A 21,833-nucleotide genomic window follows, 5' to 3' on the forward strand; every position below is an offset into this window, starting at 1 on the left:
TATAAGTGTTTGCTCTTTTAATATGCAATCGCCCACTTTAAAATATCAAAATGGATAGAAGCTCTCAATCCCGTCATTGATAGGTTTTTTGCTTCGTGTTTGGCTGATTGGTCCTACGGAATGATAGGCGATTTTGGCGTCTGCTAGGTATTTGCTTTGCACGGTGTTGTTTTTCTCCACATCATAGGGGCGCACCACACCGCTTATTTGGATTATTTGCTTTTCGCCATCGACAAGGATTTCTTTTTGTCCAGCGATGAAGTAGTTGCCATTCTCAAGCACTTTGATAATCCTTGCTGTAATGGTGGCATTGATAGAATCTGTATGGCTCTGATTCCCGCCACCATTGAAGTTTGTCGTATTGTTTGATTTGGTAAGTGTGTAAGCGGTTTGGTTGTTGAGCTCTTGGGTGATTTGTTGCTGTTCCTCATCTTGTCCACCATATTGCAAGACTGGAGGAGTGATATTCCCACCGCTTGTGCCGTTATAGGTTTTATTGGCACTAAAGTTTGCATTCGCGCTCTCACTAATAATCACCGTGATTAAGTCATCGGGCTTCATTGCCCTCCTATCAGCAAAGAGCGGTCTATCTCCTGTGCCAAAGAGACTTCCCGCACGCGGAATCTCAGGGATAAACTCTTGGGCTGGAGATTCCTCGACATAGTTAGGCACTTTTGAAAAATCAATATCCGCCTCAAATCCAAACGCTACACTTACGCAAGCTACACAAAGCATTCTTTTCATTAGACACTATCCTTAGTAATAATTTGCTCTTCTTAAAGCAATGCGCGTTCCGCGTTGATTGTATATGTATCACCTCTGCGTGCGCGTGATAAGACTTTGAGGAAGTGTAAAATGCTCTATCCACCTTTGCTCCTCCTTGCGTTGCTCGCCATTATCACATTCGTGGTCAAACCCAAAAATATGCAAAAGCGCGTGGATAAAAAGGAGTTTGAGCTCATCATCAAAACTATGTTGAAATTTTTTGGCGCATTGTCTTGCCTGCTCGACATTGATGAGAATACTACCAAGTGGAATGTTGAAATTTTTTGGCGCGCAAGATTCCAAAACCTGCCAATCAAACTCCATAATCTCTAGCGGGAAACTTAACACATCGGTTTGTTTGTCTATCCCGCGCTCTTTGTGGTTGATAGCACGCATTTGTTTGGCATTTACCAAAAGCACTTCGAGCAATCCATAGCGCAAAATACCATCACGCTTGTGAGAATCTAGCCCACAAAGATAAGATTGGCTTAGTGTAAAAAAAATGTGATGAAATTCTTGTGTCCTTTTTTTTGCATTTATAAGTCTAAAGGTGCTTTGATTGTGAATTTTTAGCAATATCGCTCCTAAAAGAAAAGGCTTTTTGTGTCAAAATTTTATGTCATTATAGCCTTAAAAATGTATAATGCGCTTTTGGTTTTTGGATTTTTAGACTAAAATGCAATGCGATTACAACAAGGTATGAAAGAATGGTTGATTATGGAATAAATTTTTGGTCAAATAATGACTTTATCATTGATGATGGGCAAGTGCGCGTGAATTTTAAATCCAAACCCGCGCTTATTGATATTGTCCAAGAGATACGCGAAAGGGGCTATCGTGGTCCCCTGCTTTTGCGCTTTCCGCATTTGATTCGCTCCCAGCTTGATAAAATGTTTGGGGCGTTTGAAAAAGCAATCAAAGAATATTCTTACAAGGGCAAATTTAAGGCGGTTTTTCCACTAAAAGTAAATCAAATGCCAAATTTTGTCCTGCCTTTAGTCGAGCAGAGCAAGGGTCGATGCTATGGGCTAGAAGCAGGGAGCAAGCCTGAACTTATTTTAGCAATGGCTTATACCAACAAAAATACGCCCATCACCGTCAATGGCTTTAAAGATAAAGAGATGATTTCGCTGGGTTTTATCGCAGCAAATATGAATCACAACATCACACTTACCATTGAGGGATTAAACGAGCTAGAAACTATCATTGAAGTGGCAAAAGAAATGGGTGAGCCCTATCCAAACATAGGACTTAGAATCCGCTTGCATAGCACAGGCACAGGCATTTGGGCAAAAAGTGGTGGATTTGGCTCAAAATTTGGGCTCACCTCAACAGAATTGCTCGAAGCTATCAATATGCTTGAAAAGAATGATTTGCTCCATAAATTTACAATGATTCATTTTCATATAGGTAGCCAAATAAGTGATATTTCGCCACTTAAAAAGGCATTGCGCGAGGCGGGCAACATTTATGCGGAATTGCGTAAAATGGGGGCAAAAAAATTGCGCTGTGTGAATATCGGTGGTGGTTTAGCCGTAGAATACACACAACACGAGGGCGAAAACAATCGTAATTACACACTTAATGAATTTAGTGGCGATGTCGTGTTTTCGTTGTGCGAAATTGCTAAAAACAAAAAAGAACCCCAACCAGATATTTTTATAGAATCTGGTCGCTTCATCGCGGCAAATCACGCCGTGCTTGTCGCGCCTGTGCTTGAGCTCTTTAGCCAAGAATACGATGAAAAGGCGTTAAAATTAAAACAAAAAAATCCACCGCTTATCGAGGAATTGTATGATTTATACAATAGTGTGAATGAAAAAACCGCCATTGAATATCTGCACGATAGCCTCGACCATATGGAATCATTGCTCACGCTTTTTGATTTGGGTTATATTGATTTGCAAGACCGCTCTAATACCGAAGTGCTCACTCACTTAATCATCAAAAAGGTGCTAAAACTCCTCAAACACAAAAATCACAATGAAATCATTCGAATCCAAGAACAAGTTCAAGAGCGTTATTTGCTTAATTGTAGCTTTTTTCAAAGTCTCCCAGATTATTGGGGATTGGGACAAAACTTTCCTGTAATGCCACTTGATAGACTTAATAACAAGCCCACAAGGAGCGCGAGTTTATGGGATATTACTTGTGATAGCGATGGTGAAATCGCCTTTAATGCCAACAAACCTCTGTATTTACACGATGTGGATATTACGCGTGAAGAATATTTTTTAGCTTTTTTCCTCGTGGGAGCATATCAAGAGGTGTTAGGAATGCGCCACAATCTTTTCACTCACCCCACTGAGTTTAGCATTGTCTTTGATGATGAGCTTAGCAAGGGTTATGAGCTTAGCAATCCCCTAGAAGCGCAAACTATCTTAGATGTGCTTGATGATTTAGATTATGACACGAAAGATATTGAGCGGCGATTAAAGCAATATGTCGAGGAAAACCAAGCATTAGATACAGAAGAGAAAAAAGAAGTGCTAGGGCAACTCTATATAATGCTAAGCGAAAATGGCTACTTGCGCACCATTAGCAAGAAAGATAATGAATAAAATGCAAAAAACAAGTCTTTTTGCCCTTATAAAAGAAGATTTTAGCGTAGTCAAGCAACGCGACCCTGCGTTTGAGAGTATTATTGAGGTGTTTTTTTATCCCGGTGTTATGGCAATCGTGCATTATAGAATCGCCCATTGGCTTTATATGCGTGGATTTAAGCGTTTGGGACGCGTAATTATGGGAATCACGGGCTTTATTACCAATGTTGATATTCACCCACAAGCCCAAATCGGCAGGCGCGTATTCATCGACCACGCTATTGGCGTTGTGATAGGGCAAACCGCCATTGTGGGCGATGATGTAACAATCTATCAGGGAGTGAGCTTAGGTGGTGTGAGCTTAGCAAAGACTAAACGACATCCAACCATAGAATCTGGTGTGGTGATTGGAGCAGGAGCGAAGGTTTTAGGAGATATTACCATTGGGAAAAATGCCAAAATTGGCGCAAATTCTGTGGTGATTAAAGATGTGCCTAGCGATTGCACCGCTATTGGAATCCCAGCGCGCGTCATCATAAAAGGGCGTGCCAAAGACGCCAACCAAGCAAACAAACTCCCAGACATTGATAGGGCACTTTTTGAATATTTACTCAAACGAATGCAGGTGCTAGAAAAATGCGTAGATGACAAGCAATGCCAACAATCGCTCAAAGAACTTGAATTGCTATATGAAAACTTCCTTGCCACATTAAAACGATAAGCAATCAAATATTGTGGGTGTTTCCCTGCATAAAGTGGTGCAATTTGTTGTATTCATTTCTGTTAAAATATCGCCATTTCCCTGCTGGAAGTCCATTAAGCGAGCAAAACCCATAAGCCACGCGCTTTAAATCACGCACTTCATAACCAAAATGCGCAAACAATCTCCGAATCTCTCTGTTTTTACCCTCGCGTAGCGTTACGCGCACGCGCGGGAATCTTGGAGAATCTTTAAGAATCTCAAAATCCACAAAAGGTGCGATAAGAATCTTCTCTATCGTGCTTTTTGCGTGCGCCCCCTTTTTATCAGCGATTTCTATCCATTCGCCATTTTCCATACTTTTGGCGATACAATCTAAAAATTTATCACTCAAGCCCCTATCGAGTTTGACATTATAAGTGCGAGGGAGTGAAGATTCCATAAGGGCGGTTGCTACCTTTTTATTATCGCTTAAAATAAGCAACCCCTCACTCGCATAATCAAGTCGCCCCACATACACAAAATGCCTAAACTTGGAATCAAGACTATCATAAATGCTCCTGCGATTGCGCTCATCTTTTTTGCTTACAATTTCCCCTTTTGGCTTATGATAAATAATCGCTGTATAGCCTTGTGCTTGCCTTAATCGCTTCCCATCGACAAAGACAATATCACCATCTTTTAGCACGGTGGTAGGATTGGCAATGTTATTGTTAATACGCACGCGCCTAGATTCTATAAGTGCATCTGCTTCACGGCGAGAATATGTGGAATGATGAGCGATATATTGATTAAGTCGCATTGCAAAATCCTTGTTAAAAGCAATTTTATGGTATTGTAGCAAAAGTTTATCGTGTGCTTGAATAATCAAGCAAGAATTATCGTAATTGCAAAAGGAGCTCTAATGCGTTATAAACTTTTTATGTTTGGATTCCCAGCGATGTGTATAGATTTAGATGAAGTAAGGGATAGGCTAAAGATTTATCCAAGTGAGCGCGCAAATTATGAGGGATTAGACCAATGCTACCTTGTTGATTTGCAAACGGGCGAGCAGTATAAAATAGGGCTTAATGAAACAAATCACTTCATAGTGTTAGGACTAACATAAAGAGCTCTAAAATCGTTTTATTATGCCATTAAATCTATCGTAATGAATTTTTAGAGGTGGAAGTTGAAAATGAAATAAAATCGTTTTAAACGCATTTAAATGCGTTTAAAACGGCAGAGCGTCCAATGAGGCAGGAGCAAGGATAGTAGAGAGGAAAGAGAGCTCAAAGCTCTGCACGCGCTCTATTTCCCCATTTTTTAAAACAAAGGCATCAATCCTATAAATGTCTTGGTTGCTCGCATCTACGCCTTGAATCCACACCAAACTACTATTTGCCTGCGAAGAAATACGCAAGTCAAAAGGTGCACCGACTTCCTTGTATGTCGCTGGGAACTCAACAACATCGCCATTTTGCACATTTACCGCGCCCACGATAGTTTGATTCTCCCCTTGTGGCAAAGTATAGAGCACATAGCTTCCTGCAAAGTCAATGTGTTGTTTTTTAAGTGCGCTCTGTGGTCCTCCCTCGCAATTCACGCACTCATCGCCCATATTTACCCATTCACCACGATACACTAGCGCAGGAAAGGCACTAAATCGCACGAGTCCATTTTGTTGTGTAAAGATTTCATCGCGTTTATTGGCACTTGTGCGCTTATTTTGCTCTTCTAGCTCTTTTTGGTCAGGTTGTGCGATAGCAAGATTCTCATCTACAATGGCGTTGTTTTCATTGCTTGCTTGCTTGTCCTCACTATTTTCTCCCTCGCCACTTTCTTGTGGAGCTGTGGGCTCATAACTACTAGGGATAGCATTATTTTGCGAAAACTTTAAAAGTCCTGTAACCCCAATCCCAACAGCGACACCAACCACTATCACCGTAGCCAATAAAATATTTCTTTTATTATTATCCATTTGAAAGCTCCTTAAAAGTTTTGGGTATCTTAATCTTGTAAAAAAGAATCTAGGACGCTTGCGTGTAGCACGGGGCTAAACTCGATGATTTCATAAGTAGCAAGGTTAGCTAAAAAATACGGGTCGCTTTGAGTGAATTTTTGTGCTTGGGCTTTATCGGCAAAATGCCCTATGATAAGCCCACCAACTCGGGGGTTAAGAGGACCTGAAGCAAGCAAAAACCCTGCATCATAGCCCGTTTGCAAATATCCCCTATGCGCCTGTAAGACTTTCTCAATCTCTTCTAGTGGCTTAATGTAAGTAACAATAATGCAAAATAAATTTTTCATATCTCTGCCTTAGATTCTCTTTATAATGCTTACACTTTAAAATGCGCTACATAATCACGCAATGCCGTTGAAATCTTCTCCAATGCCACGCTCGCGCTAGAATTTTGTCCCATTAAAACAGAAGTTTCTTTACAGCTTTGTTGCATATTTTCAATATCCTTAGTAATTTGCTCCATTACAGAAACTTGCTCTTTTGAGGCATTAGACACATCTTTGGCATTTGAGAGTGAATTATTTGCTTGCTCATAAATTTCTTCGAGAATCTCGCGTGCCTCATTAACCAAATGCAAGCCCTTTTCTACTTGTGGGACAGCTGTTTGCATCGCTAAAACGCTATTTTGTGTCTCATCTTGAATAATTTGAATCATTGTGGCAATTTCACTTGTAGCATCCTGTGTTTTCTCTGCGAGTTTGCGCACCTCATCAGCCACCACAGCAAATCCTCGTCCGTGTTCGCCAGCTCTTGCGGCTTCAATGGCGGCATTAAGCGCGAGGAGGTTTGTTTGGTCTGCGATGTCTTTAATGAGTTGGGTAGAATTACTAATATCTTGGGAATTTTTCTCTAAAGAGCGGATATGCTCGCTGCTTTCACTCACAGTTTGCGAGATTTTTTCAATCTCAGTGGCAGTCTCTTGCACCGCATCTTTGCCCTTTTGAGAAAGTTCAGCACTGCGGATAGAATTTGATTCTGTCTGTGTTGCGATATTTACGACATTATCAATGGCTTTTGCCATCTCCTCAATCTTCTTCGCAGAATCTTCAGAAATCTCCATTTGCTCGTTGCTTGCCTTGCTCGCTTTTTCGGAAGAAAGGGCTACGGTTTGGGCTTTTTGGTTTAAGTCTTTGGCATTAGCAACAATGTCGTTAATGATAGTTTTTAGATTGTCTTGCATTTGTGCAGTGGCACTAAGTAGGCTATTTTGAGCTGTGCTGCCGATAGCTGTGCGCAAATCCCCAGAGGCAATAACATTCATTATATTTGCCGCTACGCTTGGCTCTCCACCAAGTGTGCGCATAAGATTCCTAATGATATACACCGCCACACCGATTCCTGCGACTATTCCAAATATCGCAAGCCACAGACTCTGCACAAGGTATGAGGAAACATTATCCTGCGCCAAATTGCTTGATTTTGTGTTTTTTGCTTCTTGGTAATCAATAAAGTTATTGATAGCTTTAAGCCAAGCGACAAAATCGCTACGAACGACTTCATTGAGAAAATCTCTAGATTCTAATCCGTGCCCGCCCAACTCCAAATCCATAAAATGTTTTACTTCTGGGACAGCCTTGATACGAATGTCTTTAATCGCCGTCAAAAGCTCTTTATCTTTGCTATCAAACATATCTGGGTTTTTGGAAAGTTTATCCAACTCATCTGCGTTTTGGGCATATTGCTCATCAAGCTCTTTAATCAACGCCACAGTGTCATTGAGCTCGTTAATGCTATCAACAAGCATCAAATCTCTAATGCCAATCGAGGTGTCGTGCACTGCTCCACGCAAATTGATAGCATATCGCTGTTTGAGCGCATTTACTTCGTTGATTTCCTTAAGCACAGAAGAAACAAAACTCACTCGCATATAACCTGCTATCACTATCACAAGGATAACAAGCACCAAAACTCCAAACCCGAACGCTAATTGCGCACGCACGGACAAACCACTTTTCTTTACTTTCATCACTCAATCCTTTTAGAGAATTTTTATTGTTAAATATTAAATTCCAAAATAATTATACTCCACAATAATAACCAAAAAGAAATATAATCGGCAAATTAAGTGTGGAGATTCTCAAAGTATTGCTAAATTTCTTGTAAATTTACTCTTTTAAAAGCAAATATTTGCTTGCTTGTTCGCGCTCTAAGGCGGTAGTATGCAAAATTTCCTCCCCTATGCGGACCTGATAAGTTTGATTGGTGTTGGTTTTTGCATAGCTTAGCATAAGACGCGCACCCAAAAGTCTATCAACAGAATCTGCGCTCTTTTCTATAAGCCCCACAGGACCGATACAATCAAGCAAAGTCATTGTGTCCATTGTGGGATTTGGCGCACTAAGTTTAGCATTTTCGCCCTCATTTCTCCCAATCACACAGCGTGCGCCATTTTCTAGCACAAGATAACGACCTACTTTTATCATTTCAATATCCTCAAACACCATTTGTCTATGTGATTGTAAATCTTTAATTTTTTGCGCGATAGAATCTTGGGTAAGCAGGCAACCTCCTCCGGGCTTCTCAAAATATTTAAACCCATAATCTTGTATCATTTGTAGCTGTCGTGTGCGCCCTCGCCCACTCACATCAAGTAATTTTTCCCTATCGACCCAACCCATTTTTTCAGGAAAACTCGGTGGCAAAAGTTTCGCGCACATCGGGCGCAAAAGCAATTCATCAAGCGTTTGTGGCTTGCTTTTGTCGCTCCCATCACGACTTAAAATGGCATCAAATTTGGAATCTTTCCCAATCTCGCGCACGAGCTTTTTAACCTCATCGAGTGCTTGTCGGCGTTGAGACTTTGGACGCTGTCCTAACACTTCCCCGCTAATCACAAAATCCGCACCACTCTCAAGTAAATAATAAAACGCATTGCCAAACATATTAGCGTGGCAATCAATACACGGATTAAAATACTTGCCATACCCATACTTTGGCTTAAAAAGCACGGTGTTAAAAAATTGCTCTCTAATATCTAAAATCTTTAACTCCACAGGAATCTGCGCAGTAGCGTTTTTGAAATATTCCTGCTTGTCTTTGTTGCCACCAAAGCCTATATTAAAATGCAAGGCTATAACCTCGATTCCTTGGTCTTTTAAAAGTTTCATTGAAATAAGGCTATCACAGCCTCCGCTAAAAAGTGCTAATGCTTTCATAACTTACTAATTCTCCTTTGCTAAGTTGTTGAATTTTTTTGTTGATATATTTAAGGGCTTCAATCTTTTGAGCACTTTGGATAGACGCATTTGAAATGTGCTGTTTGTCGCGCTCATAGGCTTTTATGATAATCAACTTAAGCTGTGCCTCGAACTCTTGAGGACTAGAAATCTTTTTGATAGTATCATTCACCCATAAAGCACGCAAGTGTGGCTCATCTTGTGGCGTCTTACCAGCAAGAAGCAAATCATACTCCCTCTTATACACTTCAAGCGCACTAGAATCGATATATTCCACCGCAATATCAAGCCATTTTGGATTCTCTAACAAACTTATAATAAGCCCGCTTTCAGCTAGATTCTCATTTTTATGTGTCAAAAATTGCGGGGTTTTGTGTTTGGTAATTTTAATAAGATTTGGCGCGATTGCTAAACTCTGCGCAACGAAGTTAATATATTCGCGTTGTAAAAGTGGCTCAAGCGTTTTAAGGAAACTTTGAATTTCTCGAAGTGCTTTTTGCTTTTGGAGTGGCTTGGTTATGTCAAAGCGCGCGACAATGTGCTCAATCACAAATTCAATAAATGGCTTTGGCGCGCTAAATAGGGCATTTAATTCTTCTAATTTGCCCTGCGCTACCATATCCGCTGGGTCTAAGCCATCATTAAAAATCACCACACCACCGCTCATACTTGCACTTGAGAGAATCTGTGCTGCACGAAATGCCGCATTTATGCCTGCATTATCACCATCATAGCTTACAATCACTTCTGGCTCGCCTTTTTTTAAAAGTGGGATATGTTGGGCGTTTAGTGCTGTGCCAAGTGTCGCTACGGCATTTTTAAAACCCGCCTGATGGAGCATTATCACATCGATATATCCCTCGCATACGATGATTTTTCGCTCTTTATAAACGCGCTCTTTGGCAAAATGATACCCATACAAAAGACGCGATTTGTTAAAAATCCTGCTTTGCGGGGAATTTTTGTATTTCGCTGGGTCGTTTGGATTTATACTTCGTCCGCCAAATCCCACTACTTTGCCACTTGTAGAATGTATAGGAAACATCAAGCGTTCGATAAAAAATGCCCACTCTCGTGTTTTATCCCGCCCAATAAGCCCAAATTCACTTGCTTGAGTTTTGTCATAATTATTGGCATTTAAAAAATTTATGGTCTGAAAGCTATTTCCACTAAATCCAAGCCTAAATTGCTCAATACTTTGACGCGTAATCCCACGATTAGCAATGTATTCTAACATTTGTGGATTCTCAACTAAAAGCGATTGATAAAACTTCGCTATGTCCTCTAAAATGTGAAAGTTTTTGGGTGTATTTGATTTTTCATACTCCAATGGAAAATTCATCATCTCCGCCACACGCTCAAGCGCGTCAGGATAGCTTAGATTCTCATATTTCATCACAAATCCTATGCTATCCCCACCTTCACCACAACCAAAGCAATGCCAAATGTTGCGCGAAGGACTTACAGAAAAACTTGGGGTTTTTTCACTATGGAATGGACAAAGGGCGACAAAATTTCCATTACCAGCGCGTTTAAGCTCAATATATGAGCTAATAACATTCACCACATCAACTTGCTCTTTTAATCGCTCGATAGAAAGTTGGGCTATCACTTTGGGATTCCTAATGGCTTTTTGTTACCTAAGCTTGGCGGGAGAAATGCCTCTATGTCTTTTGGTTTATTTTGGGCGTGTTCTTTGTGCCATTGTAAAATGGGGTCTTGTTGTGGGTTTTGGGAATTGTCATATTGTTTGTGTCTATAATATTGGCTTCTGTCATTGTATTCCAAAAAATTTTTCCACGCGCCAAAATTGCTATGGTTTTCTCGTATGTGAGCATATTCATCGTATGGATACAAAAACGGCGTATATGCGTTGCAATGCACACAAACACACATTGCCAAAAGCAATCGCTTCATCATCATTGCCTTATGTGGCTGGTGTCTGGTCGGCTGTTTCTTTAGAATCTTGGGCTGGTGAAGTTGGTTGATTTTTGCTCTCCATAATCTCCCTTAGTTTTTGTGCATCAAGATTCTTTAAACTCACGGCTTTAAGGAGCGCGAATTTTGTGTTGGCATTAAGCCTTGAGGTGAGCACGGATTTTGCAGCGGCTCTTGGCTCTGTTAGGCGTAATTCCGCATCAATGAAACAAAACTCAAATCGCAAACGATTCATCGCGCTAAAGCACTCGATTTCTTTTTGAAACACATACACGCAGGTATTTTTAGACAATGCGAGAATCTTTACCTTCAACTCGACTTCAAAATGCTCATTATCAGTAAAAATAGCGTAGTTTTTGTAAGTCTTTTCATATTGCTTGTAGTAGTTATATACCACGCTTTCATTGTTCCCCATTTTGCCTTTATCAAGGCGATCAACGTGGTGCTTGACAAAAGTCATCGCGCAAAATGGCGTATTGACATTTTGCCGAAAAAAGACATTTTTAATTGATGCGGATTCCATTGCTAAATGCCACGCCTTATCATCAAGCCTCGTGCCGACCACATCAAGGGCTTCTTTTGTCTTGGTGATAAGGACTTGATACATTTTGTTAAACACCACTTCAAAGGCTTTATAATTGTCTTTAACGAAGTTTTCGCACATTGCTTTGAGTTTATCCATAAGGGCGTTAATGGTATCTGAATCTGCTTGTGTCTTTTTAATCATACCTTGCACTTCTGTCTGGCGTGCTTGTAAAACATTCACATCGCCTTTTTTTGCATCAATTTTGGATTGCAATGAACGGATTTCCATATTACACACGCGGATTTTGTTATCAATTTGGAGTTTCTTTTCCTTAAAGGCCTCAATGGCACGCAACACGCCTTTGTAGTGATGTTGGGAATCAAGAAAGGTTTCTCTATAAATTTTATCAATGTTGATATTGACATTCACCTTAAAGGCATTGTGCGAATATTCTAATTGTTTAATGATTTGGAGCTCCTCAGCAAAACTATCCATTGAGGCGTGCTTGTCGTTATACACCAAGTAATCAACAGCTTTTTGTAAAAACGGCTTTATGATAAGGTAATTAAGTGGCTTATCTTGCAAATCACAAGAATCTTTGTTTTCTTGCTTAATTTTATCCAAAAAGCTAATGGCATTAAACTCATCTCTAAAGTGCTCTCTAATGGATTCTTGTGCGTCTGCGCTAAGCTCTATGCTCTCTAGCTTGGCGTAGTTGGTTTTTGTGAAGATTTCTTTGGCTATGGCTGCTTTAGCATCAGCTTCTTTTTGTTTGAGCTCTTCATCTGTATTGGTGCGCCAAAAATCAATCTCGCGCACCAGCGAACCCTCAGGGAAACTCTGGTAGCTCGAAGCCCTGCAATCCACAATGGTATAACCCCCCTCATCAGGAGTGCGAAACTCCACAAACATTCCAACAGATGGCATCATTCTTGGGTCGTGCCAGCTATTAGCTCGAAGTTCAAAGATTTTTTTGTTAATATCTGAAACCACACCATTTTTGGTTTGATTAGAATACCGCAAAATTTTCCCGTGCAAGTTTTCCTCCAAAAGTTTGAATTATAAAAAATCAAATCGCCAAAACTGAATCAAACATAAAGGCTAATCATAACAAAAAATATGCTTTTATGGGGTAATTATGTCATATTCTCTTAATTTTTTAAAAAATCTAAACACAAATAAAGCTGAGAAGTTAAGCTTGCCTTATAAAAGGTGTGAATTTTGGCTATAATGCCAAATCTTTTACAAACTTTAAGGATAAAGCACAATGTCAAAAAAACACAAAAATAAAGATAAAATGCCCAAAGATTCAAACCCCCAAGCGTTCAAACAAACAAGAATCTACCCCTATATTTTGTTTAATGTGTTTGTTGTGTTTAGTTTCTTGGCTACTTTAGCTGGTGAAAATGGTGCGGTTGGAGTGATTGGAGAGAAGATTGGCACACTTAATATTCGCGTATTTGGGTATGTGGGCTATGTGTATTTGCCATTATTGCTCTACCCTGCTTATTGTTTATACAAAACGCCACATTTAACCTTTCATCAATTAGAGGTTATTGTTGCTTCTTCTCTTGGGTTTGTAAGTGTGTTGCTAGGGCAAAGTTTGCTATTTGGTGTGGGAGATTTTGGTAACATCGTGGTGGGTGTGTTGCGCGGATTTATTGGCGATTTTGGAATCTGGGTGTTCGTGTTTGGCTCATTGCTCTTGGCATTTTTTGTTGGGACACAAAGTAGCGTAGATTCCCTAATTCGAGCCCTAAACCCTTACATTAAGCCCATATTTAGCACTCTTAGCGAAATCACAAACGCGATATGTGCTGAAATAAAAGATTGCTTTATCTTGCTAGGCAGAGGGTTGAAAAAATGTGGCGCGTTTTTAGGTGGGGGGTTTTTACACCTTAGCACAAAGAGCAAAGAGCAAATGCTCCAAGCATACCAAAACTACAAAACAAACGCGCTAGAGAAAAAGCAACAAGCGCAAGCGCAAGAGGAGGAGCGCATACGGCATTTGCAAGGCATTCAAAACCTACGACTTGATAATGATGAACCACACAATCAAGCCCCCACACAACCTGCGCCATCTATGCCACAAAACGAACAATACAATGCCCCCATAGATTCCCAAATGCAACAACCACAAGAGCCAAACATTGTCCTTGAACTCGTAGAATCAAACAAAGAGCAATCAAAGCAGTTTTTAGAAGAACAAATCGCGCGATATTATAGGGATAGTGCCCCTCAAGCCGTGCCGATTCCAAAAGATGTGCAAGAAGAATCTAGTGGCATTATCATAAAAGAAATACACAACGCCACACACCAAGAGAACACAAAAAACACTAACGCCCAAACACCACAAGACATTTATAAACCAACGATTGAAGCACACCAAATCAATGCTTCTGGCGTATATCCATCATTGCAATCAAAAAGCCAAAGCGAAGTGCAAGGCATTATGGAAATTACCCAGCCACTAGACATTGCCTCACTTATCGCGCCACAAGATTCCCTCGCACAGCAAGCCAGAGAAAAGCACGCAAATATGCAAAACCAAAATACACCCACACCACAAACTTCATCACCCAAGCAAGATGCTCCATTGCAACAAACAAAATCGCTGATAAAAAGTATGCAGGAATTGCCACCTATGCAAAATATCACCATTAAAAAAATCGAAGTAGGTGCGCCACCCACAGAAGAAAAACTCCCGCTTAGAGCCATAGATGGTGCGCCACCGCCACCGCCCAAAAGACCTGAGCGCGTAGCGATTAAAGAGCTCGCCGAAAACCAAAAACTACTTAAAGACTTGGAGCGAGGTGGAAGCGTCTCTCCGCTTAATTACAAGCTTCCCACCACAAGTCTTCTCAACAAGCCAGATGGTGTGAAAAATCAAATTGATGATGGGGAAATTGACACAAAAAGCCAGATTCTCCTAGAAAAACTTAAAACCTTTAAAATCGATGGCGATGTAGTGCGATTTTACACAGGACCTATCGTTACGACTTTTGAGTTTCGTCCTGCCCCAAATGTCAAAGTCTCTCGCATTTTAAACTTAGAAGATGATTTAGCCCTCGCGCTCTCGGCTAAGTCTATTCGTATCCAAGCTCCCGTGCCGGGCAAAGATGTGGTGGGCATTGAGATTCCAAACAACAAAATCGAAACCATTTATTTGCGTGAAGTCTTAGAATCTGATTTGTTTAAATCCACTCTCTCCCCGCTCACACTTGCTTTTGGGAAAGATATTGTAGGCAATCCTTTTGTGCAAGACTTACGCAAACTCCCACATCTACTTATTGCGGGGACGACAGGCGCGGGGAAAAGCGTGGGATTAAATGCGATGATTCTCTCACTTTTGTATAAAAACTCGCCCGATAACCTTAAACTAATGATGATTGACCCAAAACGCGTAGAATTTTCGCTATACAGCGACATTCCTCACCTCATCACGCCCATTATCACCGACCCTAGAAAGGCAATCGCTGGTTTAGTAAGCGCAGTTAGCGAAATGGATAGGCGATATGAAATGATGAAAGAGTTGCGCGTGAAAGATTATGAGGGCTACAACAAACGAGTTAAAGAAGAAGGTGGGCGAGAAATGCCTTATCTTATCATAGTGATTGATGAATTAGCAGATTTAATGCAAACCGCTGGGCGCGAAGCAGAATCTCCATTAGGGAGAATCGCTCAAATGGGCAGAGCGTGTGGAATCCACCTTATCATCGCCACGCAACGTCCAAGTGTCGATGTGGTTACAGGCACGCTAAAGGGTAACCTCCCATCGCGCATAAGCTACAAAGTAGGAAGTAAGGTGGATTCTAAAGTGGTGCTTGATACCACAGGGGCGGAGAGCTTGCTTGGCAGAGGCGATATGCTCTTTAAAATTTCAGATTCTATGATACGATTGCACGCGCCACTAAGCACGGAAGAAGAGATTGAGCGCGTGGTGGATTTCATCAAGCAACAGCGCAATGTGGAATATGATGAGAATTTCTTGCTTGACAAAAAAGAAAGTGTGCTTGCTGGTAGCGATGAAAACAGCGAAGAAGATGGTGAAATTTTAGGGCAGATTAAACGCTTTATGCTAGAGAGCAATTCGACTTCTATTAGTGCTGTGCAACGAAAGTTTAGCATAGGCTACAACAAAGCGGCGAAATTTGTCGAGGAGCTTGAAAAAGAGGGGTTTTTAAGCAAGCCAAACCACAAAGGTGTGCGTGATATTTTATAATGCCCTTAGGCAAGGATTAAATCTTGCCTAAGACAGGGTTACTTGCGGATTAAATACCGAATGCTTGAGCCAATTTGCTCGACTTTTAGCACTTCATAGCCGTGATTTTTCGCATCAATGGGAATGTTGTTGATACTTTGTGCGCAATCACTAATGACCTCTAAAATCTCGCCTTTTTTAAGACTTGGCAATGCTTCAAGTGTCGCAATCGCAGGATATGGACAGGGCTCTCCTTGTAAATCAAGCTGATAAGTTGGGATTATTTGATTACTCATTTTTGCCTCCTTAGTCATTTGTATCTGTCTTTTTAAAATACGACCTTTGCACTAAAAGCACAAAACCCAAAAAAAGCAATAACAACGCGTAATTTGCCACCAATCCACCATAGTTGCCAAAAGATTCTAAAAGGTTGATTTTAGGGAAATCTGTCGCCAAAGGTGCGGCATAATAATCCCAAGTAGCAGCAAGCAATGTCGCACCGATGATATTGCCAACGCCCACTACCCAATAATGTGTCTGTCCCTCAACAGCACGATACATCCAGCCACACTCACAGCCTCCAGCCACCACAATTCCAAAGCCAAAGAGCAATCCACCAATTACGGCATTTGGTCCTGCCCAAGCGGTCTTTGGCGCGACATCAAGTAAAATGTAGCTAAATACACCAATGCTTGAGACAATCATACCAAAAATAATCGCACGCGCCATCACGCCGCGTCCCGTCAAAAACAAATCTCTAAACGCAGAAGTAAAGCAAATCTGCCCGCGAGAAATCACAAAGCCAAACCCCACGCCAAATACAATCGCAAGCGCAAAAACGGGAATCTTCTTGCCCTCAGGCACTGCGCCAAATGCCATAATGTAGCCAACCCAAATAGCCATCAAAAGCAATACACCAACACCCAATGCAAAAAAGAGTTGTTTTCTTTGTGGGCTTTGTGTGATGGTTTTTTGAGAATCTACCTTAACGAGCTGGACTTTTGCGCGAAATATTGGCAAAACAACCACTTTCGCACCAAAATACACACCCACCATTGAGGCGATAGTAAAAAACCACGCGTGCAAGCTAAACTGCGGAATCCCCGTAAAAAAACTCGCCAAATTACAGCCCATACCAATGCGCGCACCAAAGCCAGCGATTGCCCCACCAATAAGAGCTTGCGCAATGCGAATGTTGCTTTGAGGTAGGCGAAACTTCACATTGTTTGCCATTAGTGCCGCTGCGAGCGCACCAGCAAACATTCCTATAATCATCACGCCATCTACTCTATCTAGTGGCGTGCCTTTAAGTCCTATAATTTTGAAATATCCCCAATCGCTTGTATCAACCCCAATGAAGTTAAGGATATGTCCGCCCCAACGAGTAAATTCACCCGTTACAGCCCAATAAGTGCCTGTGATTCCAAAATAATACGCACTCATCACACCAAGTGCGATAACTGCGGGAACAGGCGACCAAAATTTCACCAAAAACCGCTCCCTAAATCCGTGCCAAAATGAAGAATCTCTATCCATTTCAACCACTCCAAAAACAATAAAATACAATTAGAATCTGCTCTATGCGAAGTCTATGTGAGACAAAAGAATCTAATGTAAAGCCTTAGCCTAAGGCAAATAAATGCGATTATAACAAAAAATGGGTTAAAACACAAGCATTTCACGCTTGAGTTTATTGAGTGCATCAATTTGTGCTTTGAGCTTCTCTACTTCTGCGTCAATTTGTGCTAAAAGTGTGAGATTTAACCCTTCTGGATAATCTTTTGAGCCTCGTTTTATCATAATGTAATCCACCATCGAAATTTTTGCCATTCCTAGCAAAATATTGATGTCATCACGAATGTCCTCAATTTTTTTGAAAATTTCATCAATGCGTTCAAACATTTTGCCTCCTTAGTGGAATTTAAGATTTAATACCCGCACTTATCAGTGTATGTAAGTGTATCACGCCTTGTATTACATTTTGCTTATTTGTGATGATAAGTATTTGAATTTTGTTCTTTTCAATCATTTTTAATGCTTCAAAAGCAAGCATATCTGGGTCATTACAAGTCTTTGGATTTTTGGTAGCATAGAGCAAGGCGCGCGCCTGCATATCAAAATCCTTTTGCATTAACGCCCTACGCAAATCTCCATCGCTAAGCACGGCGAGGAGTTTGCCATCTTCTACAATAAGCGCGTTTCCAAGTCTTGCCTCACTCATTACCACAATGCACTCTTTAAGCGAAGTGTGAGAATCTATAATAGGCAGGTTGGTTGTTTGCATTAAGTCTTTGACCTTTACAAACAATCTCTTGCCTAAGCTCCCACCGGGGTGAAAAGAAGCAAAACGCTCTTGTGAAAAATTACGATAATACATAAGACACACGGCAAGCACATCGCCTAATGCAAGAGTGAGTGTCGTAGAGCTTGTAGGAGCTGTTTGGAGAGGACAGGCTTCTTTTTGCACGAAAATATCTAAAAATAACTCGCTCATTGTAGAAAGGCTGGAGTTTTTGTCTTTGCTCATTGTGATGATGGTGTTGCCAAGTCGCTTAATGTGGGGAATCAGATTTAAAAGCTCCTCACTCTCCCCGCTATAACTAATCGCGAGCACAACATCATCTTTTTGGATAACGCCCAAATCCCCGTGCATTGCCTCCACAGGGTGCATAAACATACTTGGCGTGCCCGTAGAAGAGAGTGTGGCAGCAATCTTTGCGCCAATATGCCCACTTTTACCCACGCCCGTTATGACAAGTTTTCCCCTGCTTGCGCCAATGACTTGCACAATCTTTTCTAGTTGCGCACTATTAAGGCGCGAAATAGAATCTAAAAGCGCGCTAGATTCTATTTCTAGCACAGATTTTGCGATAGCCAAATAGTCATTTTTCATTATGATGTTCCTATATCACATACGCCATTGCTTCAATAGCAGGATATTTTTTCACTTTTTTAAAGATATGCTTTCTAAAAGTTGCAATAATTTCTTGCTCCAAACCATTTGCATTAAAATGTTCTTTTTTGTAATTTTGAACAATAAGCTCTAACACCTCACCCATTTCTTTTTCAAAGCCCTTATCCTCTTTATTTGCCACTAAGCCATAGCTTGAGATTTTAGAACTAAGAATCTTGCACTCTTTGCTCACTTGTAGCGACACCACCACGATTCCATCATTAGCGAGCACTTGTCTATCCTCGACAATGTCAGTGTCAATTTGGCGATTGATTTGGTTATCAATGAAGATTTTGCCATTTTTTACACTACGCACTTTGCGCATATAGTTTGGATTGACTTCGATTTGGTCGCCATCTTCCATAAGAAAGATGTTTCTCTCATCTACGCCACATTTAATCGCTGTTTCTTTGTGTCTAGCGATATGGTTGTATTCGCCGTGCACGGGGAGGAAAAACTTTGGTTTAATAAGGCGGAGCATTAACTTTTGCTCCTCTTGGGCGGCGTGCCCGCTCACGTGGATTTCACTAAAGTCTTGATACGCTACTTTTGCGCCTGATTTCATCAAAAGGTTTATTACCGCTGATACGCTCCCCTCATTGCCCGGTATGGCTTTCGCAGAGATAATCACCATATCACTTGGTTTAATCTTAATGTGGCGATGCTCGTCCGTTGCCATTCGATACAACGCACTCATTGTCTCTCCTTGAGAGCCTGTGGTAACGATGAGAATCTCCTCATCAGGATATTTTTCCACTTCGTGCGCCTCGATAAAGACATTTTGTGGAATCTTAATATATCCCAATTCCAAAGCAATCTCTAAGTTTTTTTCCATTGAACGCCCGATAACTGCAACCTTGCGGTTAAACTTTATCCCATAATTGATGGCTTGATACACGCGGTGGATATTTGAGCTAAATGTGCTCATTATCACGCGCCCTTGTGCTTGTTTGAAAAGCGCGTCAAATGTCGGTCCTACACTAGATTCACTTGGTGTGTTGCCTGACCTATGTGAATTTGTAGAATCACTAAGCAACAACATCACGCCCTCTTCCCCATAATGCGCCAATCTATGCAAATCTGTGGGCAAGTCATCAACGGGAGTGTGGTCAATTTTAAAATCTCCCGTATGCAATATCACACCTGCTTCTGTCCTAATGGCAAGTGCGCTCGCATCAATGACAGAGTGGGTAATGTTTATCCATTCCACCTCAAACTCATCAATGACAATGGGCTTACGCTTTTCTACGATTCTAAAAAGCGAGCGATACTTTTCTAAGCCGTGCTCATCAAACTTGCTCCCAATCATTCCAAGTGGCAATGGCGTGCCATAAAGCGGAAATTGTAGTTGCTTATAGAGATAGGGCACTGCGCCAATGTGGTCTTCGTGGGCGTGCGTGATGATTACACCCTTAATTTTGTCCTTAATCGCGTGCAAATAGCTAAAATCTGGAATCAAAATATCCACTCCGTGCATATTCTCATCAGGGAAGCTCATACCCACATCAATGACAATGGCACTATTTTGTGTTTCAATGACCGTGATATTGCCACCAATTTCACCAAGCCCACCTAGTGGCGTGATTCTCACGCTTGCCCTAGTATTTGTGTTGATTTTTGCGTGCGCATTAAGGCTCTCTTTTTGGATTTTTAGATTCGCCTCAACGCCCTTTCTTAAATCTTTGTGTAACCCCAAATTGCTTTTTTCATTTGGATTTTTTACTTCCCTCACGCCACCTACACTTTCATTTTCATCATCTTTGCGATGAGAAAATGGATTTTTTCCAACCCATTTGCGCCCCTCAAATTTTTCTTTATTTTTGTTATCAAATGGTTTAGTGTGAGATTTGTTGCCCTTTTGTCCATCTTGTGTGGAATCTTTGGCAGGTTGTTCGCTTTTAGGGCGAAATTTTTTAGTGAATTTTTGAAATCGCCCCTCTTTTGGCTGATTTTGATTGTTTTGCTCTTCCATTATAATGCTCCTTGTAATTGCTGAAATATATGGTGATACTGCTCTGTGCTCACCTCGTTAGGGCGAGCATTGAGAGGAATATTAAGAGTAGTAAAAATATGCTGGAAGTTTGCTAAACGCTCCAAATTGTTGATGAGCTTTTTTCGCGGGGCACTAAAGGCTTTGCGCAGAAATGCCTCAAAATCTACAAAATAAGATTCTCCAACTGTGTTGGGGGCAAATCTGTGTTTTTCCTCAGTAAATTTTTCTACACAAAATACGCTTGAGGTTACTTTTGGACTTGGATTAAATGCCTCTTTTGGCACATCAAAAAGCAATCTCACCCTACCAAAACTTTGTATCAATACACTTAATGCACAAAATGCCTTTTCTCCCACATCTGCACAAAATTTACGCGCTACTTCTTTTTGCGTCATTACTACAAATGCCTGACATTTTTCATCACGCAAGACACGCAAAATAATATGCGTGGCGATATAATATGGCAAGTTGGCAACAAGCATATACTCACTTTTCCAAAGCCAACCTTGAGTATCCTTACAAGCAAGCACATCTTGGTTAAGCAACAATATTTTATTATCCTTAATGCCACTGTGCGGGTTTGATACATTGGTTGGTTGCGCGTCTAGGCACTCACTGATAAAATGCCCATCGCACAACATTGGTGAAAAATTTTTAGCAAACAAAGAACATAAATCCTTATCGACTTCATACGCCACTAAAGGACCTAATTTTACTAACTCTTTACTCAAATCACCCAAGCCAATCCCAATCTCCACCATCTGTGCAGAGGATTTGGGAATCGCTTCAATGATTCTTTGAATATAAGACATATCGTGCAAAAAGTTTTGTCCAAAATGCTTTTTTGCTCTATACTTCGACACAATCTACCCAAAGACCTTAAGAAAATAGATTTGCCACGCATTATAGCAAAATTTATGTAAATGTAAATTGTTCTTGCAAATTTACACAACAAAATGTGCCAAATGTGGCATAATTGTCAAAGTAAAATATGTTCTCAATTATAAAGAACAAGTCGGTTTTGACTTTAAATTTC

20 protein-coding genes are annotated in these 21,833 nt (G+C 40.8%); 4 read left to right on the top strand and 16 right to left on the bottom strand.

Annotated features, from left to right (window positions below):
- Positions 1-45 precede the first annotated feature (45 nt).
- Positions 46-744 (bottom strand): flagellar basal body L-ring protein FlgH, encoded by a 699-nt coding sequence (flgH, locus tag ACWIWK_RS01425; RefSeq protein ID WP_454150166.1) that lies wholly within the window; start codon positions 742-744, stop codon positions 46-48.
- A gap of 69 nt (positions 745-813) precedes the next feature.
- Positions 814-1,341: an rRNA maturation RNase YbeY gene (gene ybeY, locus ACWIWK_RS01430; RefSeq protein ID WP_454150168.1), complete on the bottom strand. Its 528-nt coding sequence runs from the start codon at positions 1,339-1,341 to the stop codon at positions 814-816.
- Positions 1,342-1,472: 131 nt separating this feature from the next.
- Here ybeY and speA point away from each other — a divergent pair, with 131 nt between their 5' ends.
- Together speA and cysE are read left to right on the top strand one after the other, a co-directional pair.
- Positions 1,473-3,326 (top strand): arginine decarboxylase, encoded by a 1,854-nt coding sequence (speA, locus tag ACWIWK_RS01435; protein WP_454150170.1) that lies wholly within the window; start codon positions 1,473-1,475, stop codon positions 3,324-3,326.
- A 1-nt stretch (position 3,327) separates the two neighbouring features.
- Complete coding sequence (gene cysE, locus ACWIWK_RS01440) at positions 3,328-4,029, top strand: serine O-acetyltransferase (RefSeq protein ID WP_454152000.1); 702 nt, start codon at positions 3,328-3,330, stop codon at positions 4,027-4,029.
- Positions 4,030-4,033: 4 nt separating this feature from the next.
- Here the strand turns inward: cysE and ACWIWK_RS01445 are convergent, their stop codons facing one another.
- A complete protein-coding gene (locus ACWIWK_RS01445; protein WP_454150172.1) occupies positions 4,034-4,810 on the bottom strand; it encodes a pseudouridine synthase in 777 nt (258 codons plus the stop codon).
- Positions 4,811-4,912: 102 nt separating this feature from the next.
- Here ACWIWK_RS01445 and ACWIWK_RS01450 point away from each other — a divergent pair, with 102 nt between their 5' ends.
- Positions 4,913-5,116, top strand: a complete 204-nt coding sequence (locus ACWIWK_RS01450) for a hypothetical protein (protein ID WP_454150174.1) — start codon at positions 4,913-4,915, stop codon at positions 5,114-5,116.
- Between the two features lie 105 nt (positions 5,117-5,221).
- On the opposite strand, the gene ACWIWK_RS01455 is transcribed toward ACWIWK_RS01450, so the two are convergent.
- The 7 genes from ACWIWK_RS01455 to ACWIWK_RS01485 form a co-directional block, all read right to left on the bottom strand.
- Entirely contained in the window at positions 5,222-5,968 is a 747-nt protein-coding gene (locus ACWIWK_RS01455; RefSeq protein WP_454150176.1) for a hypothetical protein, read from the bottom strand.
- A gap of 29 nt (positions 5,969-5,997) precedes the next feature.
- Positions 5,998-6,297, bottom strand: coding sequence for a YciI family protein (locus ACWIWK_RS01460; RefSeq protein WP_454150177.1), 300 nt, complete (start codon positions 6,295-6,297; stop codon positions 5,998-6,000).
- Positions 6,298-6,326: 29 nt separating this feature from the next.
- A complete protein-coding gene (locus ACWIWK_RS01465; RefSeq protein ID WP_454150179.1) occupies positions 6,327-7,976 on the bottom strand; it encodes a methyl-accepting chemotaxis protein in 1,650 nt (549 codons plus the stop codon).
- Positions 7,977-8,115: 139 nt separating this feature from the next.
- Complete coding sequence (locus ACWIWK_RS01470; protein ID WP_454150181.1) at positions 8,116-9,165, bottom strand: 7-cyano-7-deazaguanine synthase; 1,050 nt, start codon at positions 9,163-9,165, stop codon at positions 8,116-8,118.
- Positions 9,143-10,798 (bottom strand): DNA primase, encoded by a 1,656-nt coding sequence (gene dnaG, locus ACWIWK_RS01475; protein WP_454150183.1) that lies wholly within the window; start codon positions 10,796-10,798, stop codon positions 9,143-9,145. The genes ACWIWK_RS01470 and dnaG overlap by 23 nt, the downstream gene beginning before the upstream one ends.
- Entirely contained in the window at positions 10,795-11,103 is a 309-nt protein-coding gene (locus ACWIWK_RS01480; RefSeq protein ID WP_454150185.1) for a hypothetical protein, read from the bottom strand. The genes dnaG and ACWIWK_RS01480 overlap by 4 nt, the downstream gene beginning before the upstream one ends.
- A gap of 10 nt (positions 11,104-11,113) precedes the next feature.
- Positions 11,114-12,673: a hypothetical protein gene (locus ACWIWK_RS01485; protein WP_454150187.1), complete on the bottom strand. Its 1,560-nt coding sequence runs from the start codon at positions 12,671-12,673 to the stop codon at positions 11,114-11,116.
- Positions 12,674-12,917: 244 nt separating this feature from the next.
- On the opposite strand from ACWIWK_RS01485, the gene ACWIWK_RS01490 reads away from it, so the two are divergent.
- On the top strand, positions 12,918-15,872 hold the full coding sequence (locus ACWIWK_RS01490) for a DNA translocase FtsK (protein ID WP_454150189.1): 2,955 nt from the start codon (positions 12,918-12,920) through the stop codon (positions 15,870-15,872).
- Between the two features lie 38 nt (positions 15,873-15,910).
- Here the strand turns inward: ACWIWK_RS01490 and yedF are convergent, their stop codons facing one another.
- The 6 genes from yedF to rsmA form a co-directional block, all read right to left on the bottom strand.
- Positions 15,911-16,147 carry a sulfurtransferase-like selenium metabolism protein YedF gene (yedF, locus tag ACWIWK_RS01495; RefSeq protein ID WP_454150191.1) on the bottom strand — a complete coding sequence of 79 codons (237 nt, stop codon included), beginning with the start codon at positions 16,145-16,147 and terminating at the stop codon, positions 15,911-15,913.
- A gap of 10 nt (positions 16,148-16,157) precedes the next feature.
- Positions 16,158-17,387 (bottom strand): selenium metabolism membrane protein YedE/FdhT, encoded by a 1,230-nt coding sequence (gene yedE / locus ACWIWK_RS01500; RefSeq protein WP_454150193.1) that lies wholly within the window; start codon positions 17,385-17,387, stop codon positions 16,158-16,160.
- A 126-nt stretch (positions 17,388-17,513) separates the two neighbouring features.
- On the bottom strand, positions 17,514-17,753 hold the full coding sequence (locus ACWIWK_RS01505) for a DUF2443 family protein (protein ID WP_454150195.1): 240 nt from the start codon (positions 17,751-17,753) through the stop codon (positions 17,514-17,516).
- 19 nt (positions 17,754-17,772) lie between these two features.
- Positions 17,773-18,744, bottom strand: coding sequence for a KpsF/GutQ family sugar-phosphate isomerase (locus tag ACWIWK_RS01510; protein WP_454150197.1), 972 nt, complete (start codon positions 18,742-18,744; stop codon positions 17,773-17,775).
- A 10-nt stretch (positions 18,745-18,754) separates the two neighbouring features.
- On the bottom strand, positions 18,755-20,776 hold the full coding sequence (locus tag ACWIWK_RS01515) for a ribonuclease J (RefSeq protein WP_454150199.1): 2,022 nt from the start codon (positions 20,774-20,776) through the stop codon (positions 18,755-18,757).
- Positions 20,776-21,660 (bottom strand): 16S rRNA (adenine(1518)-N(6)/adenine(1519)-N(6))-dimethyltransferase RsmA, encoded by an 885-nt coding sequence (rsmA, locus tag ACWIWK_RS01520; RefSeq protein ID WP_454150201.1) that lies wholly within the window; start codon positions 21,658-21,660, stop codon positions 20,776-20,778. Before rsmA ends, ACWIWK_RS01515 begins: the two co-directional genes overlap by 1 nt.
- Positions 21,661-21,833 lie beyond the last annotated feature (173 nt).

This window comes from Helicobacter sp. 23-1048, from assembly GCF_053654545.1.